The organism is Acidobacteriota bacterium (assembly GCA_016715115.1).
In the GTDB taxonomy this organism is placed as follows: domain Bacteria; phylum Acidobacteriota; class Blastocatellia; order Pyrinomonadales; family Pyrinomonadaceae; genus JAFDVJ01.
Genome location: JADKBM010000011.1, coordinates 1,015,699 through 1,038,560, shown reverse-complemented (window position 1 = coordinate 1,038,560; position 22,862 = coordinate 1,015,699). Strand labels below are relative to the sequence as shown.

The window sequence follows — 22,862 nt, the reverse complement described above, 5'->3', positions numbered from 1 at the left end:
GAGGCCGGGCGGGAGCCCGGCCCTGAACGCGTCGCCGAAAGTGGTTCGGTTAAGCGGTCGCGTCGCCGTCCCGCAACGGTTCGGCGACGCGGTCGTAAACGCTGATTCCCGTGCGGATCCGGTCAGGATCTCGCAAATCGCAAATCGCAAATCGCAAATCGCAAATCGCAAATCACTCGTCTTCTTCGTGCGCTCTCACGCGGCCGGCGGCGACGGCTTCGTCGATGACCTTCTGCGCCAGATTGCCCGGAAGCGGATCGTAACGGGAAAACTGCATATGATAGCTGCCGCGGGCTTGCGTGACGGAGTTGAGTTTCGACTGATAATCGAGCATCTCCGACAGCGGAACCTGCGCCTTGATCACCTGCTGTTTGCCGCGAACGTCCATTCCCTGAACTCGGCCGCGGCGCGAATTGAGATCGCCCATAATGTCGCCCGAAACTTCCTGCGGACAGAAAACTTCGACGTCCATAATCGGCTCAAGTAGCGTCGGCTTTGCCTTTTCCATCGCCGCGCGGAACGCCTTGCGTCCGGCCGCACGGAAACTGTGCTCGTCGGAGTCGACCGTGTGATAGCTTCCGTCGATCAGCGTGACACGGAAATCGACGAGCGGATATCCCGCAACGGCGCCGTTGGCGGCCGCTTCGAGAATCCCTTTTTCGATCGCCGGACGGAAATTTTGCGGAACCGAACCGCCGAAGATCTTGTCCACCCATTCGAAGCCCGCGCCGCGGTCGAGCGGTTCGAACGTGCATTTGCAGTCGCCGAACTGCCCGCGTCCGCCCGATTGTTTCTTGTGGCGGCCCTGAACCTCGCATTGGGCCGTGATCGTTTCTTTGTAGGGAACCTTCGGCGGGTGAAGCGTGACCTCGACGTGATAACGGTTGGCGAGCTTATCGACGACCGTCTCGATATGAAGCTGCCCCGAGCCCGACAGAATAAACTCCTTGGTCTGCCCATCACGGTCGAAATGAAGGCTCGGATCTTCCTCGAGAATCTTGTGCAGCGCGACGGATATCTTGTCCTCGTCGGCACGCGACTTCGGCTCGATGGCGAAGGCGATCGCCGCCTCCGGATATTCGACCGCCTGGTAAACGATGGCGTTCGACTTGTCGCACAAAGTATCGCCGGTCTGCGTATCCTTGAGTTTCACGACCGCAATGATATCGCCGGTGCGGGCCTCGGGAACCTTGTCGAGCGATTTGCCCTGAATCACGTGCAGCGCGCCGAGGCGCTCCGACGTGTCGCGGCTCGAATTGAAAACCGTCGCATCTGACGCGACTTTTCCGGATATGACCTTCATCACGTTGATGCGGCCGGCAAATGGATCGGCGATCGTCCGGAAAACATAGGCGCTGAACGGTTCGTCGTTCGAGTATTTGCGCGAGATCCGGTCACCGACGCCTTCGGGGTTGCCGAATCCGTGTTCCGCTTCATGCGTCGCCGGGTTCGGTCCGAACTCGACGATGTGGTCAAGAAGGATCGAGAGCCCGACGAGCGTGTTCGCCGAGACCGCATATGCCGGACATAATTTGCTCGCGGCGATGGCTTTCGAAAGATTCGGAATAATATCTTCCTCTTCAAGCGTACCGTTCTCGAAATATTTTTCCATCAAAGCGTCGTCCGATTCGGCGACGATCTCGACGAGGCGCTCACGCGTCTTTTCGAAATTCTCCTTGCCGACTTCCGGGATCGGAATCTCCTTGGCCTTTCCGTTCGCGTCGAATTCATACGCTTTCTGATGGACGACATCGACGACCGCGGTGAAATTCGCTTCGGACCCGATCGGGAGCGTGAACGGCACGATCGAACGCGCGAACGATTCCGTGGCGGTATCAAGGGCGTGGCCGAAATCGGCGTGCTCCTTCTCCAGCTTGTTGATCACCAGAAAACGCGGGAGGATGAACTCGTTCGCGTAGTTCCAGGTCTTTTCGGTCTGAACCTCGATGCCCTTGACGCCGTCAACGACGACCAGGGCGCAGTCCGCGACCCGCACCGCCGGCCGAGCGTGCGATACGAACGCCGCGTAACCGGGCGTGTCGATGAAATTTACCTTCGTGTCCTTGTATTCGAGGTGCGCGAAGTTGTTGTTGAGCGAGATCTTTCGTTCAATCGAGTCTTCCTCGTAATCCGTGACGGTCGTACCCTCGTCAACCTTGCCCCAGCGGGGCGTTGATCCGGCAACGTAAAGCAAAGACGCGACGAGCTGCGTTTTACCCGCGTCGCCGTGTCCGATGACAGCCAGGTTCCTGATATCTTCAGTTGCAAATGCTTTCATGGTAGGCAAATTTCTCCTGTTAGTAAAAGATTGGATCGTGTCCGGATTGGTTCGTAAATCAAATAATTCCAACGAGATGCGAGCGAAGCTGCGAGCGTGATCGTTCGGCAACGTCGGACGCCGGACACAGACTGTTGGTTAGAACTAAATTTATCTCACGTTCGGGGTATAAGCAAGAGCGGGGAAATTCTTTACCGGTGTCGAAAAAATGCGACTATAATGAGGTTGTTACGATATTGAGTTCCGTCGAACGGTCGGTCGGCGACCGGTCGATGGTTTTGAGCGATTTGTGTATGCCTATCAGTAGCGGTTTCGGTTCAGTTCTTGCGATTGGAATCCTGGTCGTTCTCTCGACGCTTTCGGCGTCTGCCGCGGCCGGGGACGTTGATGCGACGTTCAACGCATATGTCGCGCGGACAGCGAATTGGACGCCGACCGCGGGCGTCCGCACGTCCGAAGTTCTGCCGGACGGCAAGGTGCTGATCGGCGGGATGTTCCGGGTCGCCGGAGGACTGTACCGAACGGGAATCGCACGACTAAACGTTGACGGGACGGTCGATCCGACGTTTACTCCGCCCGAGATCACCGGACTCGTCGATGTCGCCGTCACCGCGATCGGATTGCTGCCGAGCGGAAAGATACTCATTGCGGGCGATTTCCAGAATGTCGACGGCCTCAATATGCGCGGAATCGCCAGGCTTAACGCCGACGGCACTTCCGACGTTGCATACAATACGGCGCTCCAGCAGAAGATCTACATCTTCAACGGGAACGTGAACGATATCGAGGTTCTCGCCGATTCGCGTTTCCTTCTTGCCGGGTCGTTTACGCTTGGCCTGTCGCCCACGACGACGGTCACGCGATCCGTTTACCGGATCACCGATGACGGAAGCTACGATCCGACATTCAACTCCTCGGATCTTGCGATGTCCGTGCAGAAGTTGAAGATTCTGCCCGACGGAAAGCTGTTCGCGGCGGGGTCGAGCGGGCAGTTCTTCAATTACACCGGACTCGCGCGGCTCCACGCCGATGGCTATATCGATTTTTCTTTCTCCGGAGTAAATGCGGGCGGCGCGATCTACGATTTCGAGGTTATGCCGAACGGACAGATCATCGTCGTCGGATCATTCGTGACGTTGAACGGATTTGCCCAGGGACGGATCAGTCGGATCAACGCCGACGGCAGCGTTGATCTGAGTTTTATGGCGAACAATCCGGGCGCGGACGGCGATATCCGAACCCTGGATATACTGAGCGGCGGCAAAATGCTTGTTGGGGGCGCATTTTCGACGTTTAATTCGCTGGCCAAGCCAAAGCTTCTGCGGCTCAATTCGGATGCGACGGTTGACGCGGCGTTCACATACGATCAGGTCAATGACGGCGGGATAACGACGGCGCAACTTTTTACCGATGGCCGGATATTGATCGGCGGGATCGGCGGACTGTGGGAGCGGATCGGCATTCTCAACAACAGCGGAACATTGCAGCCCGTCAACAATTTTGTCGGCGATACCGGCTTGGTGCGGACGATGGTTCAGCAACCGGACGGGAAGATCCTCGTTGCCGGGCGGTTTGAGATCGCCAACGGCATCAGGCGCGGTACGGTGGTTCGCTTCAACGCCGACGGGACATTCGACACGAGTTTCGTGCCGACCGGCCTTCCGGCGTCGATGACAATTCGCCGGCTCACACTTCAACCTGACGGGAAGATAATCATCGGAACCGGAACGTCCGCCGTTTACAGGCTTCTTCCGGACGGAACCGCAGATCCCGGTTTTGCTCTCGGCTTTTATTCATTCGCGTCGAATTCGGTGAACGATATTGCGGTCCTCGGCAACGGCTCGCTGATTATCGCGGGAAGTTTCAACCCAAGCAGCTCCGATTTGCGCCGGATCGCCCGCTACTCCCCGACCGGGGTTCTCGACGGCTCGTTCACGACGCCAGTGATCAACGGCGCGATCAACCGTCTCATCGTTCAACCGGACGGAAAGATCCTGATCGGAGGCGAATTTACACAGATCGGTGCGACGCTGCGCGGCCACATCGCACGGCTCAATTCCGACGGTTCTTTGGACGCGACGTTCAACCCGATCGGAGGCGCCAACAACTATGTCAACGACCTCGCGCGGCAGAGCGATGGAAAGGTCGTTATCGGCGGCGTGTTTTCGGCAGTCGGCGGCAGCAACGGGCAATCGCGCATCGGCCGCCTCAACGGCGACGGTTCGCTCGACACGACATTCACTGCTTCGACCAATTCTCCGGTCGAGTCGCTCCGCCTCCAGCCAGACGGCAAAATAGTGATCGGCGGCCAGTTTACGAATGTCGGCGCGGCGCCAAGCAGCGGTATCGCGCGTTTGAATCCGAACGGCAGCCTTGATGCTGGTTTCGGGGTCGGTTCCGGAGCCAACAATCGGGTTTGGGAGGTCCTCATCCAAAGCGACGGTAAGATCGTTGCGGGCGGAGAGTTTGGCAAGTTCAACGGCCAGCCGAGAATCTCGATCGTCAGGTTGTTCGCGGCGACTTCCGGCGGCGCGAAGTTCGATTACGACGGCGACGGAAAAGCAGACGTATCCGTCTTCAGACCGGCCACGAACCGTTGGTATCTGCGGCTGAGTTCGAACCCGTCCGTCGTTGAAAATGATTTCGGGCTTTCCGGCGATGTCATCGCTCCAGCCGATTTCGATGGCGACGGCAAGACCGACATCGCAATCTACAGGCCCTCGAGCGGAGATTGGTGGTATTTGGCGTCGGCGACCAATACGCAGTCCAGCGTTCGCTGGGGATTGGAGGGCGACGTGCCGCGTCCGTCCGACTTTGACGGCGACGGCAAGGCGGATTTTATTGTTTACCGCCCGTCCGACAACGTCTGGTATCGATTCGGCAGTTCGGGACAGGTTTTGATCCAGCAGTTCGGATCATCCGGGGACAAGACCGTCGTCGCGGATTTCAACGGCGACGCAAGAAGTGACATCGCCATCTTTCGTCCCTCGACGGGCGATTGGTGGTTCATTGATAGTTCGACGGGGCAGAATCGCGTCGAGCATTGGGGCATTTCGACCGACGTTCCGGTTCCGGCCGACTACGACGGTGACGGCAAGACGGACTTTGCCGTATTTCGTCCGGCAACGGGCGTTTGGTACGTCAAGAACAGCGGCAACCCGACGCCGACGATCATTACCTTTGGGCTGGCGTCGGACAAGCCGGTGGCGGCTGATTACGATGGTGACGGCAAAGCCGACGTCGCGGTTTATCGTCCGTCGGACGGGGTCTGGTATATTCTGCAGTCAACGAACGGCTTTATCGCGTCGCAATTGGGGAATTCGACCGATCGTCCGACGCCGAACGCATTTGTTCCATAAATACCGTTCAGTGCTCGTCGACCGGGGGGATACAAATGAGGGAATCACCATTGCCAGAATCGGGGGAAAAGCGGAGGTTTTGAAGTGATGAAAAAAGCGTTTTTCGGAAAACTGGCGGTATTTTGTTTCTTGGCTGCGATTTCCGCTCTTTCGGTCCGGGCCTCGGGCGAGATCGATCCGGCATTTGCGCCGGTGCCTTCAAAAGCTCTCGTTGAGAATTCGATAACGGGCCAACTCGTTCAGCCGGACGGCAAGATCGTCGTCTGGGGCACAGATCTCGCCGTCGATTCAAAATTCGGACAGATCGTTCGGCTCAGTGACAACGGAACGGCCGATCCGGGATTCTCATTCTGCGGATGCCTTCTGACCTCGGTTACGAAGGTCGTCCGCCAGCCCGACGGCAAGTTTCTCGTTGGCGGAAGCGGTTTGGACTTTCAAGGCCGCATCGTCAGGCTCAACGCAGACGGGTCGCACGATTCGTCGTTCAACAGCGTGCTCGGCGGCTTCAGCCATATCCAGTCGACGGCCGATGTCATTGCCGTTCAGGCCGACGGCCGCGTCTTCGCGACGATCGCGGGTCAGGTCATCGGCGGTTTCCATTCGGGATATCTTGTGCGGCTTAACTCCGACGGCTCGGTCGATACGAGTTTCACCCAGATCGCGTACGATGGCGGCCGAATCATATTTGGTTACGTCCGCGGCTTTGAACTCGATCCGAATGGCCGTTTCTATATGGCGATCGTCACGTTCAGCGCATTCAGCTCGAGCATCTCGCTCCGGCGGTACGCGCCGGACGGAACGGTCGACACGACCTGGGAAGCTCCGACCTTCGGCCCGAGCGGCTCTCTCCAGAATATCGGGGATCTGGCTCTGCAACCTGGCGGGGCGCTGCTCGTCAGCGGGACTTTCACGAGCGTCAACGGCGTCGCGAAAACCAATCTTGTCAGGATACTTCCGGCCGGCAACGTCGATCTCAATTTTACGGCGACGGTGCCGGGCATCGGCGGCGTCGGAGAGATCGCCATCCTTCAGAACGGCAAGATCCTTGCGACCGCGGCCGGTTTGCTGGTCCGATTAAATGCCGACGGCTCGACTGACAGCGGATTCACGCATCCTGTCGGGATCACGTCGGTCGCGAACCGCTTCGTGCTCGATTCGGCCGAACGAATCGTCGCATACGCCCAGAGTGGCAGCGTTTACAGACTTTTCAGGCTTCAATCGAACGGCCCTGTCGATACTGGTTTCAACCCGAACCTGACGATCCTCGCCGAGACTTACACGCAGGCCGTTCAGTCCGACGGCAAACTGATCGTCGCCGGCACGTTCTCGCAGATCAACGGCACACCTAAGTCTTCGATCGGGCGTCTGAACTCCGACGGCACACTCGACGGCTCGTTCGACGGCGGAACCGGCTTCGATTTGCCGCCGATTTCGCTCTCGGTTCAGAACGACGGCAAGATCATCGCGGCCGGCGGGTTCAATTCGTACAACGGGATTTCGCTTCCGGGACTGGCGCGTCTCAACAATGACGGATCGCTGGATCAAACGTTTACGCCGACGGTGGCATCGGTCTACGGGGCGACGGTTCTTTCGGACGGCAAGATCCTGATTTACGGCCCTTTCACGACCGTCAACGGCGTCACCCGCGAGCGGCTGGTGAAGCTCAACGGCGACGGTTCGCTCGACAACTCAGTGACGGCCTCGATCGCGAACGGCGCGGTTTATTCGGCGGTGGAAGTTCCGGGCGGCGGCTTTGTCGTCGGCGGGAGTTTCAACGGAGTCGACGGGTTCAACCGCTCAAACCTCGTGCGGCTTAATTCGAACGGCAGCCTTGACCAGACGTTCAATGCGACGGGGGTCGCGACGGTTAATTCGATCATTGTCCAACCGGACGGAAAATTCGTTTGCGTTTACGGCGCCGGATCGCCCTCGGCGATCGGGCGGCGGAACACCGACGGATCTAACGACACCGGATTCGTGTCGCCGACGCTGTTATTGAACGGCAGCTCGGATCAGAGAATACACACCGTCACCCGTCAGTCCGACGGCAGTCTGCTCCTCGGCGGGTTATTCGACTCGGTCAACAACTCGCAGCGCAGCAATATTATTCGGCTCGCGCCGAACGGCTCGCTCGACCGGCTCTTTCTGCCGCGAGGCGCGAACGCGCCGGTCCGTTCGATGGTCACTCGGCCCGACGGAAAGGTCTATGTCGCCGGCGACTATTCACGAATCGGTGATTCGGCGCGGGCCGGCCTGGCGCTTGTGACACCGGGGGCATTCACGCGCGTCGTGCCGTTCGATTTTGACGGCGACGGCCGCTCGGACATCGCGGTCTTCCGGACTTCCGAAAACAAATGGTATATCCTTCGCAGTTCGGATTGGCAGGTAACGCAGACGATCTTCGCGATTCCGGGCGACCGGTCGGCGCCGGCTGATTTCGACGGCGATGGCAAAACCGACGTTGCGATCTACCGTCCGTCACTCGGGGATTGGTGGAGCCTGAGCACCGCCTCGAATACCCAGGTTTTCGCCCACCTCGGCGCATCGGGAGACATCCCGTTGCCATCGGACATCAGCGGTGACGGGCGTGCCGACTACGTCGTGTACCGTCCATCCAACTTCATTTGGTATCGGTCGGCGAGTTCGAACGGCGCGGCCTCGCAGTGGCAGTTCGGCGCCGCCGGCGACAAACCGGTGATCGGCGACGTTGACGGCGACGGCAAGACGGAACCCGTCATCTTCCGGCCGTCGACCGGCGACTGGTGGTGGCAAAGCAGCATCGACAACGTCCAACGCGCAGTCCACTGGGGAATCGCGACGGACGTTCCCGCCGCCGGCGACTATGACGGCGACGGCAAGACCGATTTCGCGGTCTACCGGCCTTCGGAAGGGAATTGGTACATCCGAAACTCATCGAACGATTCCTACACGATCATCAAATTCGGAATCGCCGAAGACAAGCCGGTCCCGGCGGATTACGACGGCGATGGCAGGATCGACATTGCGGTTTACAGACCCTCAACAGGCGTCTGGTATCTGCTGAAATCGACCGAGGGTTTTGCCGCCTATCAGTTCGGGATCGCCACGGATTTCCCGGTTCAGAACGCCTTCGTTCCCTGATTTGCCGCCACCGCAACCTATTCAAATACCACACAGACCGTTTCGGTTTGTGTGGTATTATTGTCGCCGGGCAAAAAATTGGACGGCGAACGTCATTGTTCGGGCCCTGCATCTCAATAAAGACGGCACAGCTTGGGGCGTGGAAAAGTTTATGAACAGTAGAATCAATCCCGTATCTTCGATTTTGGCATTTTGCGTTCTGATGTCGATCTTCGCGCAGTCGACATTGCTTTTCGCGCAGGATGTGGTGACGTCTGAAGACTTCACCGGCGGATCGAGCGCGTTTGTCTTCAAGTCGTCGCGAAAAGCGACGCAGAAGAAGACCGCGTTCCGGACCACGACGTCGGTCAAGCGAACCGCGACGGCACGCGTCGAGACGACCAAACGAATCGCGAAGCAGAACGTAACCGTGGCCAAAGTGGCGCCAAAGCGCGCGAAATCCAAAGAAGTCGACCCGAACACTCTCAAACCCGACTCGATAGAGTTCAAGCGTAAATCCAAGGAAGAGACCTCGGTTCTTTTTGCAGGCGTGGGCGAGTATTACCTGACGAACAGCGATATCGACAAATCGGTCGAATTCTTCCGTGAATCGGCGCTCCTCGACGCGAAAAACACCGTCGCGAAGCTCGGGCTGAGCGAGGCATTGACGCGCAAGGGCGATCAGGTTCTTCAAAAGGGCCAGTTCGAGATCGCGAGGTTGCTCTATGAGGACGCGATCCGGAACAACAGCAAGAACGCGTTCGCATATGCGGGACTGGCCGAGATCGCGAGTTCAAAGGACGATGCCGACAATGCCATTCTCAATTACGAAAAAGCACTCGCGCTCGATGCCGATCTGACCGAGCTTTACGCGCCGCTCGGAGTTTTCTATTTCCAGAAGGGCGAGATCGCAAAGAGCGAGAATTATCTCCAGAAAGCGATCGCGCTCGACGCGAACAATGCCGAATCTCAGTTTTTCATCGGTCTCGTGAGATACCGTCAGAATCGAAACGCCGAGGCAATTGCCGCGTTCCAGCGTGCCATCCAGCTTGATCCTACCAACCCCGAGGCGCATTACTTCCTCGGTGAGGTTTACGACCGCCTGGATCGCGATCGCGACGCCATCGCCGCCTATCGGCAGGCTGTGACTCTGAACCCGAAGTATTTTGATGCCTGGTTCGACCTCGGCGCCGCGTACTACAACCGCGCAACCAATCAAGGAGCCAATTCGGCTTACTATGAGGAGTCGGTCAAGGCATATAAGGAAGCGATCAAGATCAGTCCGACGAACGGCGAGGCCCACGGAAACCTGGCCGACGTTTATCGCCAGATGAACCGGCTTGACGACGCCATCGGCGAGTATCGCTTGGCGACGCTGTTCAACAAGAACGATCCCGAGCTGTGGAGCAAATTCGGCTACGTCGCCGGCCTTCGGGCGGTAAATCCCGTCTATGGAAGTTTTTGGAAACTGTCGATCGAAAACCTTGAAAAGGCCGTTTCGATGAGTTCCGAATACATTGACTATACTAACCTCGGCTGGGCGTATTACAACGCGGCGCAATCCGATCTGAAGCAGCGCCGGGAAGTTGAGTACAAGGACAAGCTCGCGAAGGCGAAAGCGGCGCTTCAAAAGGCCGTTTCTATGAACGCCAAGATCGCTGCGCCGTTTCTCAATCTCGGAATGGTCCTGACCGATCTCGGTGAGTTTCAGGCGGCGGTCGATGCGCTCAAGCGGGCGGACGAACTGCAGAAGAATTGGATACCGGCGATCAACGAACTTGGGATCGCATACCGCAAGAACGGCGATTTCGAGAACGCTGTGAAACAATTCCGCCGTGCCATCGCAATCGACGACAATTTCGCCCAGGGACACTATAACCTCGCGGAATCGGAATACCGGCGCGGGAATGTCAAAGAAGCCAAGAAAGAATACGAGAAGCTCAAGAAGATGAATCGAATCGATCTCGTGCAGACTCTCGATGTCGTCACGAACAATGGTTTGAGGCAATAGGATCGTACCGGCCGAGGTTGTTTCCGGCCGGTTAAGGCAAGATGATGTTTCGTGCGGTTCCAAAGAAGTTGCTTTCGGCATTTTTGATCGGCGGTATTCTGCTGTTCGATGCGTCCGCCGCTTTTGGTCAGGACGTGATGACGTCCGAAGATTTTTCCGGCGGGGCGAGCGTTTACACCTTCAAGGAAAGCCGTAAGGCGAAGAAAAGAAGTGCGTACGTCAAGAACGGATATATTCCGCGTCGGAACGTCGCAAAGCGCAAACGCGCATCGCAACGTTTGAAGACGCAGATCGCGGCTTCCCGGTCGCGCTCGACGCGGCCGCGGTTCAAAAAGGTCGATCCGCAAACCGTTGCCAAGACCACTCCAAAAACTGCGGCCGCCAAATCAAAGGCCGCGCTCGATTACGCCGGCGCCGGAGAAACTTACCTCGATGAGAACGACAACGCGGCCGCGGCAAAGTCGTTCGAACGGGCTTCGGCGCTCAATCCGAAGTACACGGATGCAAAGCTAGGGCTCAGCGAGGCGTACGCGCGACAGGGCGATGAATTCGCGGAAGCGGGCAAACCGATCGAGGCGATGGCCGCGTACAATAATTCGATCAAGCACAACCCGAAGAACGGCGAGGCCTACGCAGGACTCGGAAATCTCTACGAGTCCCAAGAGAATTCGACGATGGCGATCGCCAATTACGAAAAAGCGACCGCGTCCGACGCCAGCCTCACGAACGCGAACGGACGGCTCGGAGTACTCTATTACGAGCAAGGCGAGGTCGCGAAGGCCGAAACGAATCTGAAGATCGCCGATTCGGCCGAACCGCAGGATGCCGAGACAAAGCTCTACCTCGGACTCGTGAGCTTGAAACAGAACGATGCCGACCGGGCGCTTCAGGCGATCGATGCGGCCCTCAAGGCTGACCCGAATTACGCCGAAGCATATTACTATCGCGGCGCCGCCAACAATCGCCGGAGCGCAGACGATGCCGCCGTTTCGGATTTTCAGAAGGCGGTTTTCATCGACGCGTCCTACACCGACGCGGCGTTCGATCTGGCGACGACCCAGTACAACCAGGAGAAGTTCGCGCAATCGGCCGAAAGCTATCAGAAGGTCATCGCCATCGACAAGACTCACGGTGACGCCAACGCCAATCTCGCCGAATCGTACCGTCAAACCGAGGATTATCCGAAAGCGAATGCCCAGTACGGAGTCGCGGCGGAATATGTAAAAGACGACCCGGAGCTTTACTCGAGCTGGGGCTATTGTCTCGGCAAAGAGAACAAGTGGGACAAGGCGTCGGAGCGTCTCGACACGGCGGCCGATATGCGCGGCGACGCGACCGATTATTCGAATGTCGGGTGGGCCAGAAACCGTGCCGCTGAAGAGGATCTCAAGGCTGGTCGACAGGCCGATGCGGCCGTCAAACTTGGCAAGGGCCGGGACGCGTCGAAAAAGGCAACAGAACTGAATCCGAATCTGGCGTCGGCATATGTCAATCTCGGAACGGCGCTGAACGGTCTCAACGATTACGAGAATGCGACAGGCGCGCTGCGCCGCGCGGTTCAACTTCGAGACGACTGGTACTTCGCGCACAATGAACTCGGCAAGGCGCTCCGCGGATGGGGAAAGCTCGCGGAGGCTGTCTCGGCGTTTCAACGGGTTGTCGGGATCAACGACAAGTTCGCCTACGGCTACTATAATCTCGGCGAAGCGCAGTTTGCGTCGGGCGACAAGAAAGGCGCCGAGAAGACGATGAAGCAGCTTAAGAAGCTCGATCCAACGCTTGCAGGCCGGCTCGACAGCGTGCTCAAGGGCAAGATCGACGAACAAAAGCGAAAGGTCGAAAACAAGATCAAAGACAAGACCATCAACAAGATACCGAGGCTCCCGTTCTAGATGAAACCGCTTCGGATTCTTGAAAACAGGCCGCTCGCGCCGCTGACGACATTCAAGATCGGCGGCGCGGCGCGTTTTTTTGTATGCGCCGAAACCGAGGATGAGGTCGTTCAATCCGTCAGATTCGCGCGGGAGCGAAGTTTGCCGCTGTTCGTTCTCGGCGGCGGGAGCAACGTCCTGATCGCCGATCAAGGGTTTGAAGGGCTTGTCCTGCAAATCGGCATCAAGGGAATCAGCCGGCACGGCGATCTGATCGTGGCGGCCGCGGGGGAAGATTGGGACGAGTTCTGCGCGTTCTGCGTCGCGGAGGATCTGGCCGGGATCGAATGTCTCAGCGGAATCCCGGGATTCGTTGGGGGAACACCGGTTCAGAACGTCGGCGCGTACGGTCAGGAAGTGTCCGAAACGATCGAGTCGGTCCGCGCGCTCGATCTTCAGAGTATGATGATCGTCGATATCGCGAATACGGATTGCGGTTTTGCATACCGGTCGAGCATCTTCAATTCGACCGCCCGCAATCGATACGTGGTGCTCTCGGTCGCGTTTCGATTGATCCCCGGCGGGACTCCGAAGATCGAATACAAGGATCTGAAGAATCACTTCGGCGACCGTAGCCCGACCCTTTCCGAAACACGTGAAACGGTGCTGCGGATCCGCGCGGAAAAGGGGATGCTCGTCCGCCAGGGCGGCGCGGATTCAAACAGCGCCGGGTCTTTCTTCAAAAATCCGATCGTTCCGCGAAAGCATTATACGAGTATCGCCGAACACGCCTACGCCCTTGGATTGGGCACGGTCCCCTATTTTGAGGCGGGCGCCGGCCTGGTAAAGATACCGGCCGCCTGGTTGATCGAAAACAGCGGCTTCAAAAAGGGTTACACAAAAGGCCGAGCCGGAATCTCTACGCGCCATTCGCTCGCGCTCACGAACCGCGGAAACGCGACGGCAGAAGAGATTCTCGCCTTGAAGACCGAAGTGGCCGACGCAGTCCGCGAGCGATTCAGGATCGAACTTACACCGGAGCCTGTCTTTCTCGGGTTCGGGGACGAATAGCTCAATCCATTACGATCCGTTTCAACTTCAACCAGGCTTTTAAGCCTTTGAGTGAAGGCGTCGAAGAAATTCGGCGCCGTCCGTTTTTTCGCGTGCGCCCGGACCGCGCTGCGGACCGAACTGCTCTGCGATCCCCGATAACTTCGCAGGAAATGCCCGCGCAGGCAAGAAAGATCAGTACTATCTGCGGTAGCGGATGGTTGACGATGGGAATACGAGCTTGCTGATCGGACCGCTGCGGCTGCAGACTGCGGCGGCCAACCATCCGCTACCGCAGATGGTACTGACCTGTCTTGGCTAAGGTTGTGCTCGATCAGGCATTTTCCCGCGCGGAGAACACCAAGATCGCAAAGAGCGGGAATTCGCTGAATCTAATTTAGTTGCAGTAATAGGATTCAAACCAGGTTGCGCAATAGCGAGTTTTGCCCGCGAATCTTCGCCAATCGGCGCGAATGGAAATCCGGTCCGGCGCGCGCCGAAAAAGATCCCGGTTTTTTGGAATTGGGCCATTGGACGGGCCAAGGTATTGAAAAGGGGTTTGTTCGAACGGGTTCGGACAGAATTGTATTCGCGCCGATTCGTGGGAATTCGCGGGCAAACCTTTCATTAGTTGATGCAAGTTCAATTCTTGAACAAGTCGTTGATCTTCAGAGGACGGTGGCGAAGAAATTCGGCGGCGTCACTTCTTTCGCCGAAAATCCCGTCGGCGTGCAAGATTAACGTTGCCACGCGTTCAGTAACTAGCCTGGAGGTGAAATCTGATGCGAAAACATCTGATCGGTGTCGCGATCTTTGTCTTGATCGTCGGTTTGTTCGGCGCGTTTTTGGCCAATTCCCGAATTCGGGAGCGGAAACCGGCCGGCGGCGAACTTGAGCTGAGGGTCGGATCGTCATACTACGATCTCGACTCACGGAGGTTCACGACGTGTCATTATGCGTGAGAAAATGACCCCCTAGCATGCGTTTGTTTTTGACCCCCCTGGACGGCATTTTTGATAACTTTCGTGAAACGGAGGTTATCGGGAATGCTTGGAATGGAGGAATGGATGGAGGGCAAAGACTTGAAAAGGGAGGGGCAGTCGATAAAGCAGATCTGCCGGATGACGGGATATTGGCGGAACACGGTCCGCAAGGTTCTGCGCGAGGGTTCGCCAGCGCGCCGCCGAAACGAAACGTGGTTCCAAACTGGACGCGTACAAGGACTATTTGAAGAAGCGGTACGAGAAGACGGGTCTGAGCGCGGTTCGGCTGACGGGCGAGATCCGGGGAATGGGATTCGCGGGATCGTGGGACATCGTGAGGCGGTACTTGCGGGAACTGGACGTCGGGGCGAAGGTGTCGGCGAAGGCGACGGTGAGGTTCGAGACGCCGCCCGGCAAGCAGGCGCAGGCCGACTGGGCGGAGATCGGGTCGTACATTGACGAAAAAGGCCGCCGGAGAAAGATCTACGCGTTCGTGATGGTGCTCGGGTACTCGCGGGCGATGTACGTCGAGTACACGCGGCGGATGCGGATGCCGGAGCTGATCGGATGCCTTGAGAGGGCGTTCGCCTACTTCGGCGGCTGGCCGGAGACGATCCTGTTCGACAACATGGCGCAGGTGCGCCTTCCGTGCGGGAAACTGAACCCGCAGATGGCCGACTTTCTGAATCACTACGGGATCGCGCCGAGGACGCACCGGCCGTACCGGCCGCGAACTAAGGGGAAGGTGGAACGCGCGGTCGGGTATCTGAAGGACAACTTCATCAAGGGGCGGGAGTTTGCCGACCTTGCGGATCTTCAGGCACAGGGCGCGGCGTGGCTGGAAGAGGCGAACGGACGGAAACACGCGACGACCGGAAAGCGGCCCTTCGACCTGCTGCCCGAAGAGGGCCTGACGCCGTACGGGTCGGCGCCGCGATACCGGCCGTCGGTCTGGAAGACGCGGAAGGTGGGCGTCGACGGGTACGTCTCGATCGGGGGCGTGAAGTACTCGGTGCCGCCGGAAGCGGTCGGCCGCAAGGTGGTGGTCGAGCAGGGAGAGCGCCGGGTGACGGTGCGCACGGGCGAGACGGTCATCGCCGAACACCGGCGGTCGCTCAAATCCGGCGAAAGCGTGGCGGATCCGGCGCATGTCGCGGCGATGTGGAAACTGACGGTTGAAACGCAGGAGGCGCCGCCGAAGAGATCGGGACGGGTTCTGTTCGAGACCGTGGCTGTAGCTCCGCTCGTCGCCTACGAGGAGGTGATCGGCTGATGAAGGTCTACGAAGATATGGCATCGTCCGCGCTCGGCGAACTTGATCTCAAGACCGCCGCGGTCAATCTTGACACGATCGCCCAGCGGGCGGCCGCCGAGGACTGGAGTTACACGGAGTTCCTCGGGCGGCTGCTCGAAGGCGAGGTCAGGCACCGGCAGGAGATGCGCGTCGCGCTGAGCCTGCAGTTCGCGCGCTTTCCGTACCCGAAGAGGCTTGGCGAATTCGATTTCAAGGCGCAGCCCGGCGTTGACCGGAGGCTCATTGACGAACTGGCGACGGGGCGCTTTCTGGCCGAAGGGCGGAACATCGTCTTTCTCGGGCCGCCCGGAGTGGGCAAGACGCATCTCGCGATCGGGCTCGGGGTGATGACGGCGGAACTCGGGCACCGCGTCTATTTCACGACCGCCGTCGACATCGCGCGCAAACTCGTGCGGGCGATGCACGAGAACCGGCTCTCGCGCGAGATCAAGAACCTGACGCGCCCGAAACTGCTGATCATCGACGAGGTCGGCTACCTGAAGCTCGAACCTCCCGAGGCGAGCCTGTTGTTTCAGGTCATCTCGGAGAGATACGAACGCAAGGGAGCGGTCATCCTGACGAGCAACAAGGCCTTCGCGGCCTGGGGCGAGGTCTTCGCCGGAGACGCGGTGATGGCGAGCGCGGCTCTCGACCGGCTGCTCCACCGCTCGACGGTGATCAACATCCGGGGCGAAAGCTACCGGCTCAAGGAAAAGCGGGCCGCCGCGGCGCGCACGGGAGTTGTGGAAGAGTTGGCGGCAATTGCCGCCAACTCTTCCACAACTCCGGACAACAATGACTAAAGGGGGGGTCAAAAACTAACGCCTGTAAAGGGGTCAAAAATTAACGCTGATTGACAACGACGGAAGTGGAACTGACCTGGAGCGGCGCCGGGCCCGCGCCGGAACGCGTTTTCATCGTCCAACGATTCGACATCTCGGATCCGGACGAAACGATGAATTACCGTGATGTCGCCGAGATCAAGCGGCCGTTTTCGGATTCGCGCAAGGCTCGGCTCGTGATCGAATCCGACGGAATCGATTTCGACCGTGCCCTTGCGAATCTCTACGGCAGGTTCGAGGCGTCGGCGAACCAGATGCCGGACTCAGCCGTTTCGCCGGCCGTCCCGGTGCTGTTTGTGCACGGAAAAGCGTCGAGACCGACGACGCGCTGAATTTTCTGAATTTTGTCCCCCCGACGTTGCAAGTTTGAGGCGGCCGAATCGTTCCTTCCGCAAAAGGGGTTTCGGCAAGTCTTCAAACTTGCAATTTTCTTTTTGAGAGGACAAAAAACTATGAGAAGGGCTGATGATTTTGGCGGCAGATCGTTGATCGCCGTTTTTCTTTTGGTCGCGATCTTTCTTTCGGCGTGCGGCGAAAGCGCGCCCGAATCGGCACAACATTCAAAACCGGCGAATTCCGCGCCGGGCTATTCGACGCAGAATTCTTCGAATTCGGCAAGTTCCACGTCGAATTCGACTTCGACGATGCGCGAAGACCGCATGGAGAAATCGGCGGGCGGCGAGCGATACGCCGAGATCACCGAAAATCCGTTTCTCGAAGCGTCGCGGGCGCCGCTTTCGACATTCTCGATCGACGTCGATACCGCGGCGTACACCAACGTACGCCGTTTCTTGAACGATGGCCAATTGCCGCCCAAGGACGCGGTTCGGATCGAGGAGCTGATCAACTATTTTGAATACGATTATCCGCAGCCTATGGGCGAGGTTCCGTTCTCGGTCAACACCGAGGTCGCGACGGCCCCCTGGAACGCGGACCACAAGATCGTGATGATCGGGCTGCAGGGCAAGAAGATCGCGCTCGAGAACACGCCGCCGTCTAATCTTGTCTTTTTGCTCGACGTTTCGGGCTCGATGGCGTCGAACGACAAGCTTCCGCTGCTCAAACAGGGCCTGCGAACGCTTGTCAATCAGCTTTCGTCGCGCGACCGCGTGGCGATCGTCGTTTACGCCGGCGCTAGCGGTCTGGCGCTATCGTCGACATCGGCCGGCAACAAAGGAGAGATCATCGCCGCGCTCGACCGGCTCGAGGCGGGCGGTTCGACCAACGGCGGGCAGGGAATCAACCTTGCCTACAAAGTGGCGAAGGATAACTTCATCGAAAACGGCAACAACCGGGTGATCCTTGCGACCGACGGCGATTTCAACGTCGGGACGACGAGTGATTCGGCGCTGGTCGAACTGATCGAGGAAAAACGCCGGAGCGGCATCTTTCTATCGGTTCTCGGATTCGGAACCGGAAATCTGAACGATTCGATGATGGAGCGCCTCGCCGACAAAGGCAACGGCAACTACGCCTACATCGACTCGCAGGACGAGGCGCGCAAAGCGCTCGGCGAACAGGTCGCGGGGACACTTTATGCGATCGCCAAGGACGTCAAGATCCAGGTCGAATTCAACCCGGCAAAGGTCGCCGGCTATCGTTTGATCGGCTATGAAAACCGACTGCTCGCCAATCGTGATTTCGAGGACGATCAGAAGGACGCCGGCGAGATCGGCGCCGGGCATTCGGTTACGGCGCTTTACGAGATCGTCCCGGCGGGCGGCAAGATCGACAATCCGGGCACCGGCGAACTCAGATACGGCAAGGTCGAACCTTCGGACACGAAGTTTTCTGACGAGCTTTTGACGGTCAAGCTCCGTTACAAAGAGCCGACCGGCGTCGAAAGCAAACTTCTGACAATGGGATTGCTCGACCGGCAAGCAGGATTCGAGACTGCGTCGGACAATCTGCGTTTCGCCTCGGCGGTCGCGGCGTTCGGGATGGTGCTCCGCGATTCGCGCTACAAGGGCAACGCCAATCTGAATTCAGTTTGGCAAATGGCGAATGCCGCCCGGGGCTACGATCTCAAGGCCTATCGAAGCGAGTTTCTCGAATTGGTCCGAAAGGCGGCCGATCTGCGGACTCGCGGTTAACTCCGGGGCTTTGCGGCACGAACCGGCTGGCGAAACCGGGCAGACGTCACCCGGCCCCGCGCGGAGATGTTTCCGCGCGTCGCCGTCGGCCGCGCTTTCGATCGCGCCTGCGACGGACTTCAGGGATTTTTCGAGTTCCAGCGCGTTGCTGAGCATCTCGTCGTCGGTTTCGCTTTCAAGATCAGCGTTTGCGATATCGTTCCAGAACCGGAACGAGACGATCGCGGCCGACTTGAACTCGTCGAGCGCCTCGGCCCAGAGGGCGAGGATCCGAATCGCGTAGCGATGTCCTGAATTTCGCCGTGGGTTTCAACACACGGGAACTCGTGAATTCGTATCTCGTCGCGTCAGCGACGGCTGATTCGGGTCGTCGCTGACGCGACGCGCGGCCCTTTTCGAAGCTTACCGTGGGTTGAAACCCACGGTTAAATTCTGCCGCCGCTGACGCGGCTTGATGACTGTTGCCCGGTCACCGTGGGCTTACGCGCCACGGCTAAACTCTGCCGCCGCTCTGCGGCTTGTTGACGCATACGGGCCACGTATCCGTACCGTCGCGGATTCCGCGTCCCTTTGGCGGCGACGGTCAGCGGGAACGCGGCTGACAACTGACTCCCTTGGGCGGCGGCGTTTTCTTTCGACATAACTTCTTCCTCTTCTGTATTGGATTCAGGGAGCGCGCGGGATGCGCGTTTTTCGGCAAGCCCACACATTTGGGATTGCGGATTGCGTATTTTGGATTTGCTCAACCTGTAGGAGTTACGCGTTCACGCGTGACGTCCCGATAAGTGATCGAACACATGTCGCTTCCTGCGAACGTTTTGATCACGGCCAATCCAAAATCCAAAATCCAAAATCCAAAATCGCGATGTCCTTCTCGAACGCTTTCAGTACCGAATCGGAGAGAAACTTGAATTTGATCTCGGATTCTTCGGTTTTGTGGTCTTTATGCAAAATGCTCATTGGATTTCGACTCCGATGAGCATTTTAGATCGCGACAGAAACTAATTGTCTGCGGCCTACAGTTAGGAACGACCGCAGCAAGCCTGCAACTACAGTTCGATCATAATCATTCTCTCGCGTTGTTCGACGGGAGTGCTGTACTTATCACGACGAATCGACCAGCAGCCGCGTTTTACTTTGGTGATCTTGTTTAGAAGTTCCCGAAACGGAATGTTTGAGAAATCGAACCCCGCGGTTGATTCACCGGACGAGCTAGTTGTAGAGTCGCCGCTGGGGATCTGGTTCTTTTTCTCAAAAAAATCGTTGATTTCCGGAACCTTGAAAGAAAACGCACCGCCAAACACTTTAAGGTCTGTCCCCGCGTCAAACTTGAATTTTCCGATTTTCAAGTCAAGAAGTTCTGCAAAAATGGGTTCGCGTCCCTTAACCGGAATGATGTTCACGACTTCGTCGTTTATCTCCCAGCGATAATCTCCCATCTGCCGAACCAACTCATCGAGAACGTCCTCAAGCTTCGCATCGGCAAAGTTAAGCGTCAGATCGTGACCTTTGGTCGGCCAACGAGGAAAACACTTCGCCGATACCGTGTCCAGCCGGTGTTTTTTCCAATCTGCCTGCAACCACGTTGAATGGTAAAAAACAAAGTCGTCATGCTTTGCATCGTAGGTCGATTCTTCATATCCAAAGGCGACGTCATACTCGTTCACCAACCATTCGATCGCACATTGCAAGGGCGAGTCAGCCATTTGAATCGTTACCCGTTTTTCACGGATAGTCTTGATCTGGCCTTGCGCGGCAACGGTCGCGTCGCAAGTGACTATCAGAAGTACGCTGAGCCCCAAAACAAGTCCTTTCATAATCCGACAACCTCCGTCTATTTATCCACTCTAATGGGCAGCTTTCCAGTACCATCTACCGATCTAAAAGAAGCAGCGAAATTGGTTTTGAAAACAAGTTCTGACGCTTCGTGACCGTTTCGTTCTCGTTCGTGATCAGCCGCGGACGTGATGACAAAAACAACATCCCCACGACCTCATAATATTAAAAAAATGACGTCATTGTCTTTGGAGCGTTCTTTATCCGCAGACGGAAAGACATACCAGCCGCATTGATTCAATTTCGCGAGTCGGTTCAGAAGTTCCCGAACGGTAACATCGGTTAACGAAACCGGTTCGGTGAGTGTAAACCTTCGACCGTAACCAAATGTCCCTCCAGCCGTGGTGATAATGAATCGACTCTTCTTGAACTCCGGCAAATCCCTGATTGTATCGAAGAATTTTCCAATCTGTACGCCCGCCGGAAACCAGAATCTGGATATCTTTGTGTTCAGGAACGTCTCAACCGCCGGATCTCGCTTGCCCTTCGGACGGATGTTCACCACACCGTCATTGATTTCCCAGGTGAATTCGTCAAGCTTTTCGACAAGATCGTCCAGGAAATTGTCGAGTCGTGCGTTATCTGCGGAAACCATAAATAGTTCCTTTGCAGATCGGTACTGATCGGGCGATTGATCGGAAACAACGATCTGTCCGGGTTTCGATCCATCACCCACAGACAGGTGTGGATTGAAGTGGTAATTCGGTTGGAGATCGGGATTTCCGATTTCGAGACCGACCGGAACTCCGGTTTGATACGCGATTCCGTACAATATCGCTCCGAGCGGACGCTTGCCGGCGGCTATCGTCACTCGTAAAGCCTTGATCTCCTCATCGCTGCGCGTTTTGAGAAGCTTCACGGTGTCCAATTCAAAGTCCGGAATTTCGCGGTATTGTTGCGCGCAAAGAATCGTCGCAGAACATAGGATCACGATCGAAATAAGGATTGGCTGTTTTATATGTTTCATAACTCCGTTTTCTCCATTATGGCGTCGGTTTTGGAAATGTACTTGGCCGAACCCGTTGCGGCACCGTGAAATTTGGTATTGGCATGGCCTTGATTTGCGGGAACAAGGAATCAACAACGATCAAAGTAAGTGTCGGAGAAGGAAGACCATTGATCTTGATGACAGTGCTCAAGATCGTGTGGCTCGCCGGATTGACAAGATCGCCATTGATCACAACGACATCGCTTCGACTAGAAAAAACATATTCTTGGCCAGCCTCAACCGACACTGGCTGATTGCCACCTTCGAAATTCTGTTTCGCTTGAGTTAACGTATATTCAATCGCCGGAAATAGGTTAAGACCATCAACCGCAATCGCAGAGATCACCCCTCGCGCATCGGTCCAAGTTACATAAGGAAGATCATAGTACGTCAAAATCTGTTCACCGCTTGCCAGATAAAACCCCGGTCGCCATCCATAATAATTATCGCCGAATCGTTCTTCAACATATGTAGGAACAACTCGAACGTTTCCGGGTGTGCCCTTGGCTTTCGGGCCAGTCTGGGCGCTAGATCGAGACGGTCGCGCCACTGCGGGTGCCGAATCTCCCGTTGTTCTCTTATCAACGGGATGGTCACCCGTGCTCGAACAGACCGCCTTCTTGCACGGACCTGCTGAATCTTCAACTTTTTCAACATTTGCCCAGTCAAACGTCGTGTCCCGTCCCCGAAGTGCCGAGCCGTCAACCTGAGGACCGCTGTTTTGGCACCATTGGGCGCAGAAGCTTCCTGATGTCCCGGCCGCCAATCCCAACGGATCGGTGAACTTGTACGGGGAATTCAGTACGTATGAATAGCGGTTGAACGACTGCGGGTCGCGGATCATCGCGCTGGCGGTCAGGGGATCGACCGACGTGAACCGGCCGTGGGCGGTGTTGTAGTATCTCGCCTGCGCGTATTCGAGGCCCGATTCGTTGTCCTTCTGATAGCCAGTGTAATCCTGCCGAAGTTCGTCCGTGCTCGTGTACCCGAGTCCGCTCGCCCGCTGGGCGGTGAGCGTCTCGTCGCCGAACGCAGCGAAGTCCTGCCGCTTCGTGACCGCGCCGTTCTGGTTCGTGATCAGGCGCGGGCTGCCCAAGTGATCGGTTGTCAAATAACTTACCTGCTGCGTCTCGGCGAGCGCCGTCGAATACTCGGCGA

17 protein-coding genes are annotated in these 22,862 nt (G+C 57.4%); 12 read left to right on the top strand and 5 right to left on the bottom strand.

The genetic code is table 11. The features are described from left to right. Nucleotides 1–172: 172 nt before the first annotated feature. Nucleotides 173–2,278 (bottom strand): elongation factor G, encoded by a 2,106-nt coding sequence (locus IPN69_13155; protein MBK8811667.1) that lies wholly within the window; start codon nucleotides 2,276–2,278, stop codon nucleotides 173–175. A 293-nt stretch (nucleotides 2,279–2,571) separates the two neighbouring features. On the opposite strand from IPN69_13155, the gene IPN69_13150 reads away from it, so the two are divergent. The 12 genes from IPN69_13150 (at nucleotide 2,572) to IPN69_13095 (ending at nucleotide 19,174) form a co-directional block, all read left to right on the top strand. Further along, entirely contained in the window at nucleotides 2,572–5,637 is a 3,066-nt protein-coding gene (locus IPN69_13150; protein MBK8811666.1) for a VCBS repeat-containing protein, read from the top strand. Between the two features lie 87 nt (nucleotides 5,638–5,724). Then, on the top strand, nucleotides 5,725–8,757 hold the full coding sequence (locus IPN69_13145) for a VCBS repeat-containing protein (protein MBK8811665.1): 3,033 nt from the start codon (nucleotides 5,725–5,727) through the stop codon (nucleotides 8,755–8,757). A gap of 151 nt (nucleotides 8,758–8,908) precedes the next feature. Next, nucleotides 8,909–10,747: a tetratricopeptide repeat protein gene (locus IPN69_13140; protein MBK8811664.1), complete on the top strand. Its 1,839-nt coding sequence runs from the start codon at nucleotides 8,909–8,911 to the stop codon at nucleotides 10,745–10,747. Between the two features lie 44 nt (nucleotides 10,748–10,791). After that, nucleotides 10,792–12,639, top strand: coding sequence for a tetratricopeptide repeat protein (locus IPN69_13135; protein MBK8811663.1), 1,848 nt, complete (start codon nucleotides 10,792–10,794; stop codon nucleotides 12,637–12,639). Beyond that, entirely contained in the window at nucleotides 12,640–13,689 is a 1,050-nt protein-coding gene (locus tag IPN69_13130; protein MBK8811662.1) for a UDP-N-acetylmuramate dehydrogenase, read from the top strand. A 495-nt stretch (nucleotides 13,690–14,184) separates the two neighbouring features. Further along, complete coding sequence (locus tag IPN69_13125; protein ID MBK8811661.1) at nucleotides 14,185–14,409, top strand: hypothetical protein; 225 nt, start codon at nucleotides 14,185–14,187, stop codon at nucleotides 14,407–14,409. A 41-nt stretch (nucleotides 14,410–14,450) separates the two neighbouring features. After that, complete coding sequence (locus IPN69_13120; protein ID MBK8811660.1) at nucleotides 14,451–14,630, top strand: hypothetical protein; 180 nt, start codon at nucleotides 14,451–14,453, stop codon at nucleotides 14,628–14,630. Nucleotides 14,631–14,799: 169 nt separating this feature from the next. Continuing rightward, nucleotides 14,800–15,924, top strand: a complete 1,125-nt coding sequence (locus IPN69_13115; protein MBK8811659.1) for an IS21 family transposase — start codon at nucleotides 14,800–14,802, stop codon at nucleotides 15,922–15,924. Continuing rightward, nucleotides 15,924–16,748, top strand: a complete 825-nt coding sequence (locus tag IPN69_13110) for an ATP-binding protein (GenBank protein MBK8811658.1) — start codon at nucleotides 15,924–15,926, stop codon at nucleotides 16,746–16,748. Before IPN69_13115 ends, IPN69_13110 begins: the two co-directional genes overlap by 1 nt. Nucleotides 16,749–16,798: 50 nt before the next feature. After that, complete coding sequence (locus tag IPN69_13105) at nucleotides 16,799–17,119, top strand: hypothetical protein (GenBank protein MBK8811657.1); 321 nt, start codon at nucleotides 16,799–16,801, stop codon at nucleotides 17,117–17,119. A gap of 120 nt (nucleotides 17,120–17,239) precedes the next feature. Beyond that, nucleotides 17,240–18,880, top strand: a complete 1,641-nt coding sequence (locus tag IPN69_13100; GenBank protein MBK8811656.1) for a VWA domain-containing protein — start codon at nucleotides 17,240–17,242, stop codon at nucleotides 18,878–18,880. 66 nt (nucleotides 18,881–18,946) lie between these two features. Further along, on the top strand, nucleotides 18,947–19,174 hold the full coding sequence (locus tag IPN69_13095) for a hypothetical protein (GenBank protein ID MBK8811655.1): 228 nt from the start codon (nucleotides 18,947–18,949) through the stop codon (nucleotides 19,172–19,174). 131 nt (nucleotides 19,175–19,305) lie between these two features. Here IPN69_13095 and IPN69_13090 read toward each other — a convergent pair whose 3' ends face one another. The 4 genes from IPN69_13090 to IPN69_13075 all read right to left on the bottom strand — a co-directional run bounded on the left by IPN69_13090 (nucleotide 19,306) and on the right by IPN69_13075 (nucleotide 22,815). Next, entirely contained in the window at nucleotides 19,306–19,626 is a 321-nt protein-coding gene (locus tag IPN69_13090; GenBank protein MBK8811654.1) for a hypothetical protein, read from the bottom strand. A gap of 303 nt (nucleotides 19,627–19,929) precedes the next feature. Continuing rightward, nucleotides 19,930–20,697 (bottom strand): hypothetical protein, encoded by a 768-nt coding sequence (locus tag IPN69_13085; protein ID MBK8811653.1) that lies wholly within the window; start codon nucleotides 20,695–20,697, stop codon nucleotides 19,930–19,932. Between the two features lie 176 nt (nucleotides 20,698–20,873). Continuing rightward, nucleotides 20,874–21,683: a hypothetical protein gene (locus IPN69_13080; GenBank protein MBK8811652.1), complete on the bottom strand. Its 810-nt coding sequence runs from the start codon at nucleotides 21,681–21,683 to the stop codon at nucleotides 20,874–20,876. Between the two features lie 16 nt (nucleotides 21,684–21,699). Next, nucleotides 21,700–22,815: an RHS repeat-associated core domain-containing protein gene (locus IPN69_13075; protein ID MBK8811651.1), complete on the bottom strand. Its 1,116-nt coding sequence runs from the start codon at nucleotides 22,813–22,815 to the stop codon at nucleotides 21,700–21,702. Between the last annotated feature and the right edge of the window lie 47 nt (nucleotides 22,816–22,862).

Bases quoted from the DNA above. Each gene is read 5' to 3' on its own strand.
- IPN69_13155 (MBK8811667.1), bottom strand. From the start codon at position 2,278: ATGAAAGCATTTGCAACTGAAGATATCAGGAACCTGGCTGTCATCGGA.
- IPN69_13150 (MBK8811666.1), top strand. From the start codon at position 2,572: ATGCCTATCAGTAGCGGTTTCGGTTCAGTTCTTGCGATTGGAATCCTG.
- IPN69_13145 (MBK8811665.1), top strand. From the start codon at position 5,725: ATGAAAAAAGCGTTTTTCGGAAAACTGGCGGTATTTTGTTTCTTGGCT.
- IPN69_13140 (MBK8811664.1), top strand. From the start codon at position 8,909: ATGAACAGTAGAATCAATCCCGTATCTTCGATTTTGGCATTTTGCGTT.
- IPN69_13135 (MBK8811663.1), top strand. From the start codon at position 10,792: ATGTTTCGTGCGGTTCCAAAGAAGTTGCTTTCGGCATTTTTGATCGGC.
- IPN69_13130 (MBK8811662.1), top strand. From the start codon at position 12,640: ATGAAACCGCTTCGGATTCTTGAAAACAGGCCGCTCGCGCCGCTGACG.
- IPN69_13120 (MBK8811660.1), top strand. From the start codon at position 14,451: ATGCGAAAACATCTGATCGGTGTCGCGATCTTTGTCTTGATCGTCGGT.
- IPN69_13110 (MBK8811658.1), top strand. From the start codon at position 15,924: ATGAAGGTCTACGAAGATATGGCATCGTCCGCGCTCGGCGAACTTGAT.
- IPN69_13100 (MBK8811656.1), top strand. From the start codon at position 17,240: ATGAGAAGGGCTGATGATTTTGGCGGCAGATCGTTGATCGCCGTTTTT.
- IPN69_13095 (MBK8811655.1), top strand. From the start codon at position 18,947: ATGTTTCCGCGCGTCGCCGTCGGCCGCGCTTTCGATCGCGCCTGCGAC.
- IPN69_13085 (MBK8811653.1), bottom strand. From the start codon at position 20,697: ATGAAAGGACTTGTTTTGGGGCTCAGCGTACTTCTGATAGTCACTTGC.
- IPN69_13080 (MBK8811652.1), bottom strand. From the start codon at position 21,683: ATGAAACATATAAAACAGCCAATCCTTATTTCGATCGTGATCCTATGT.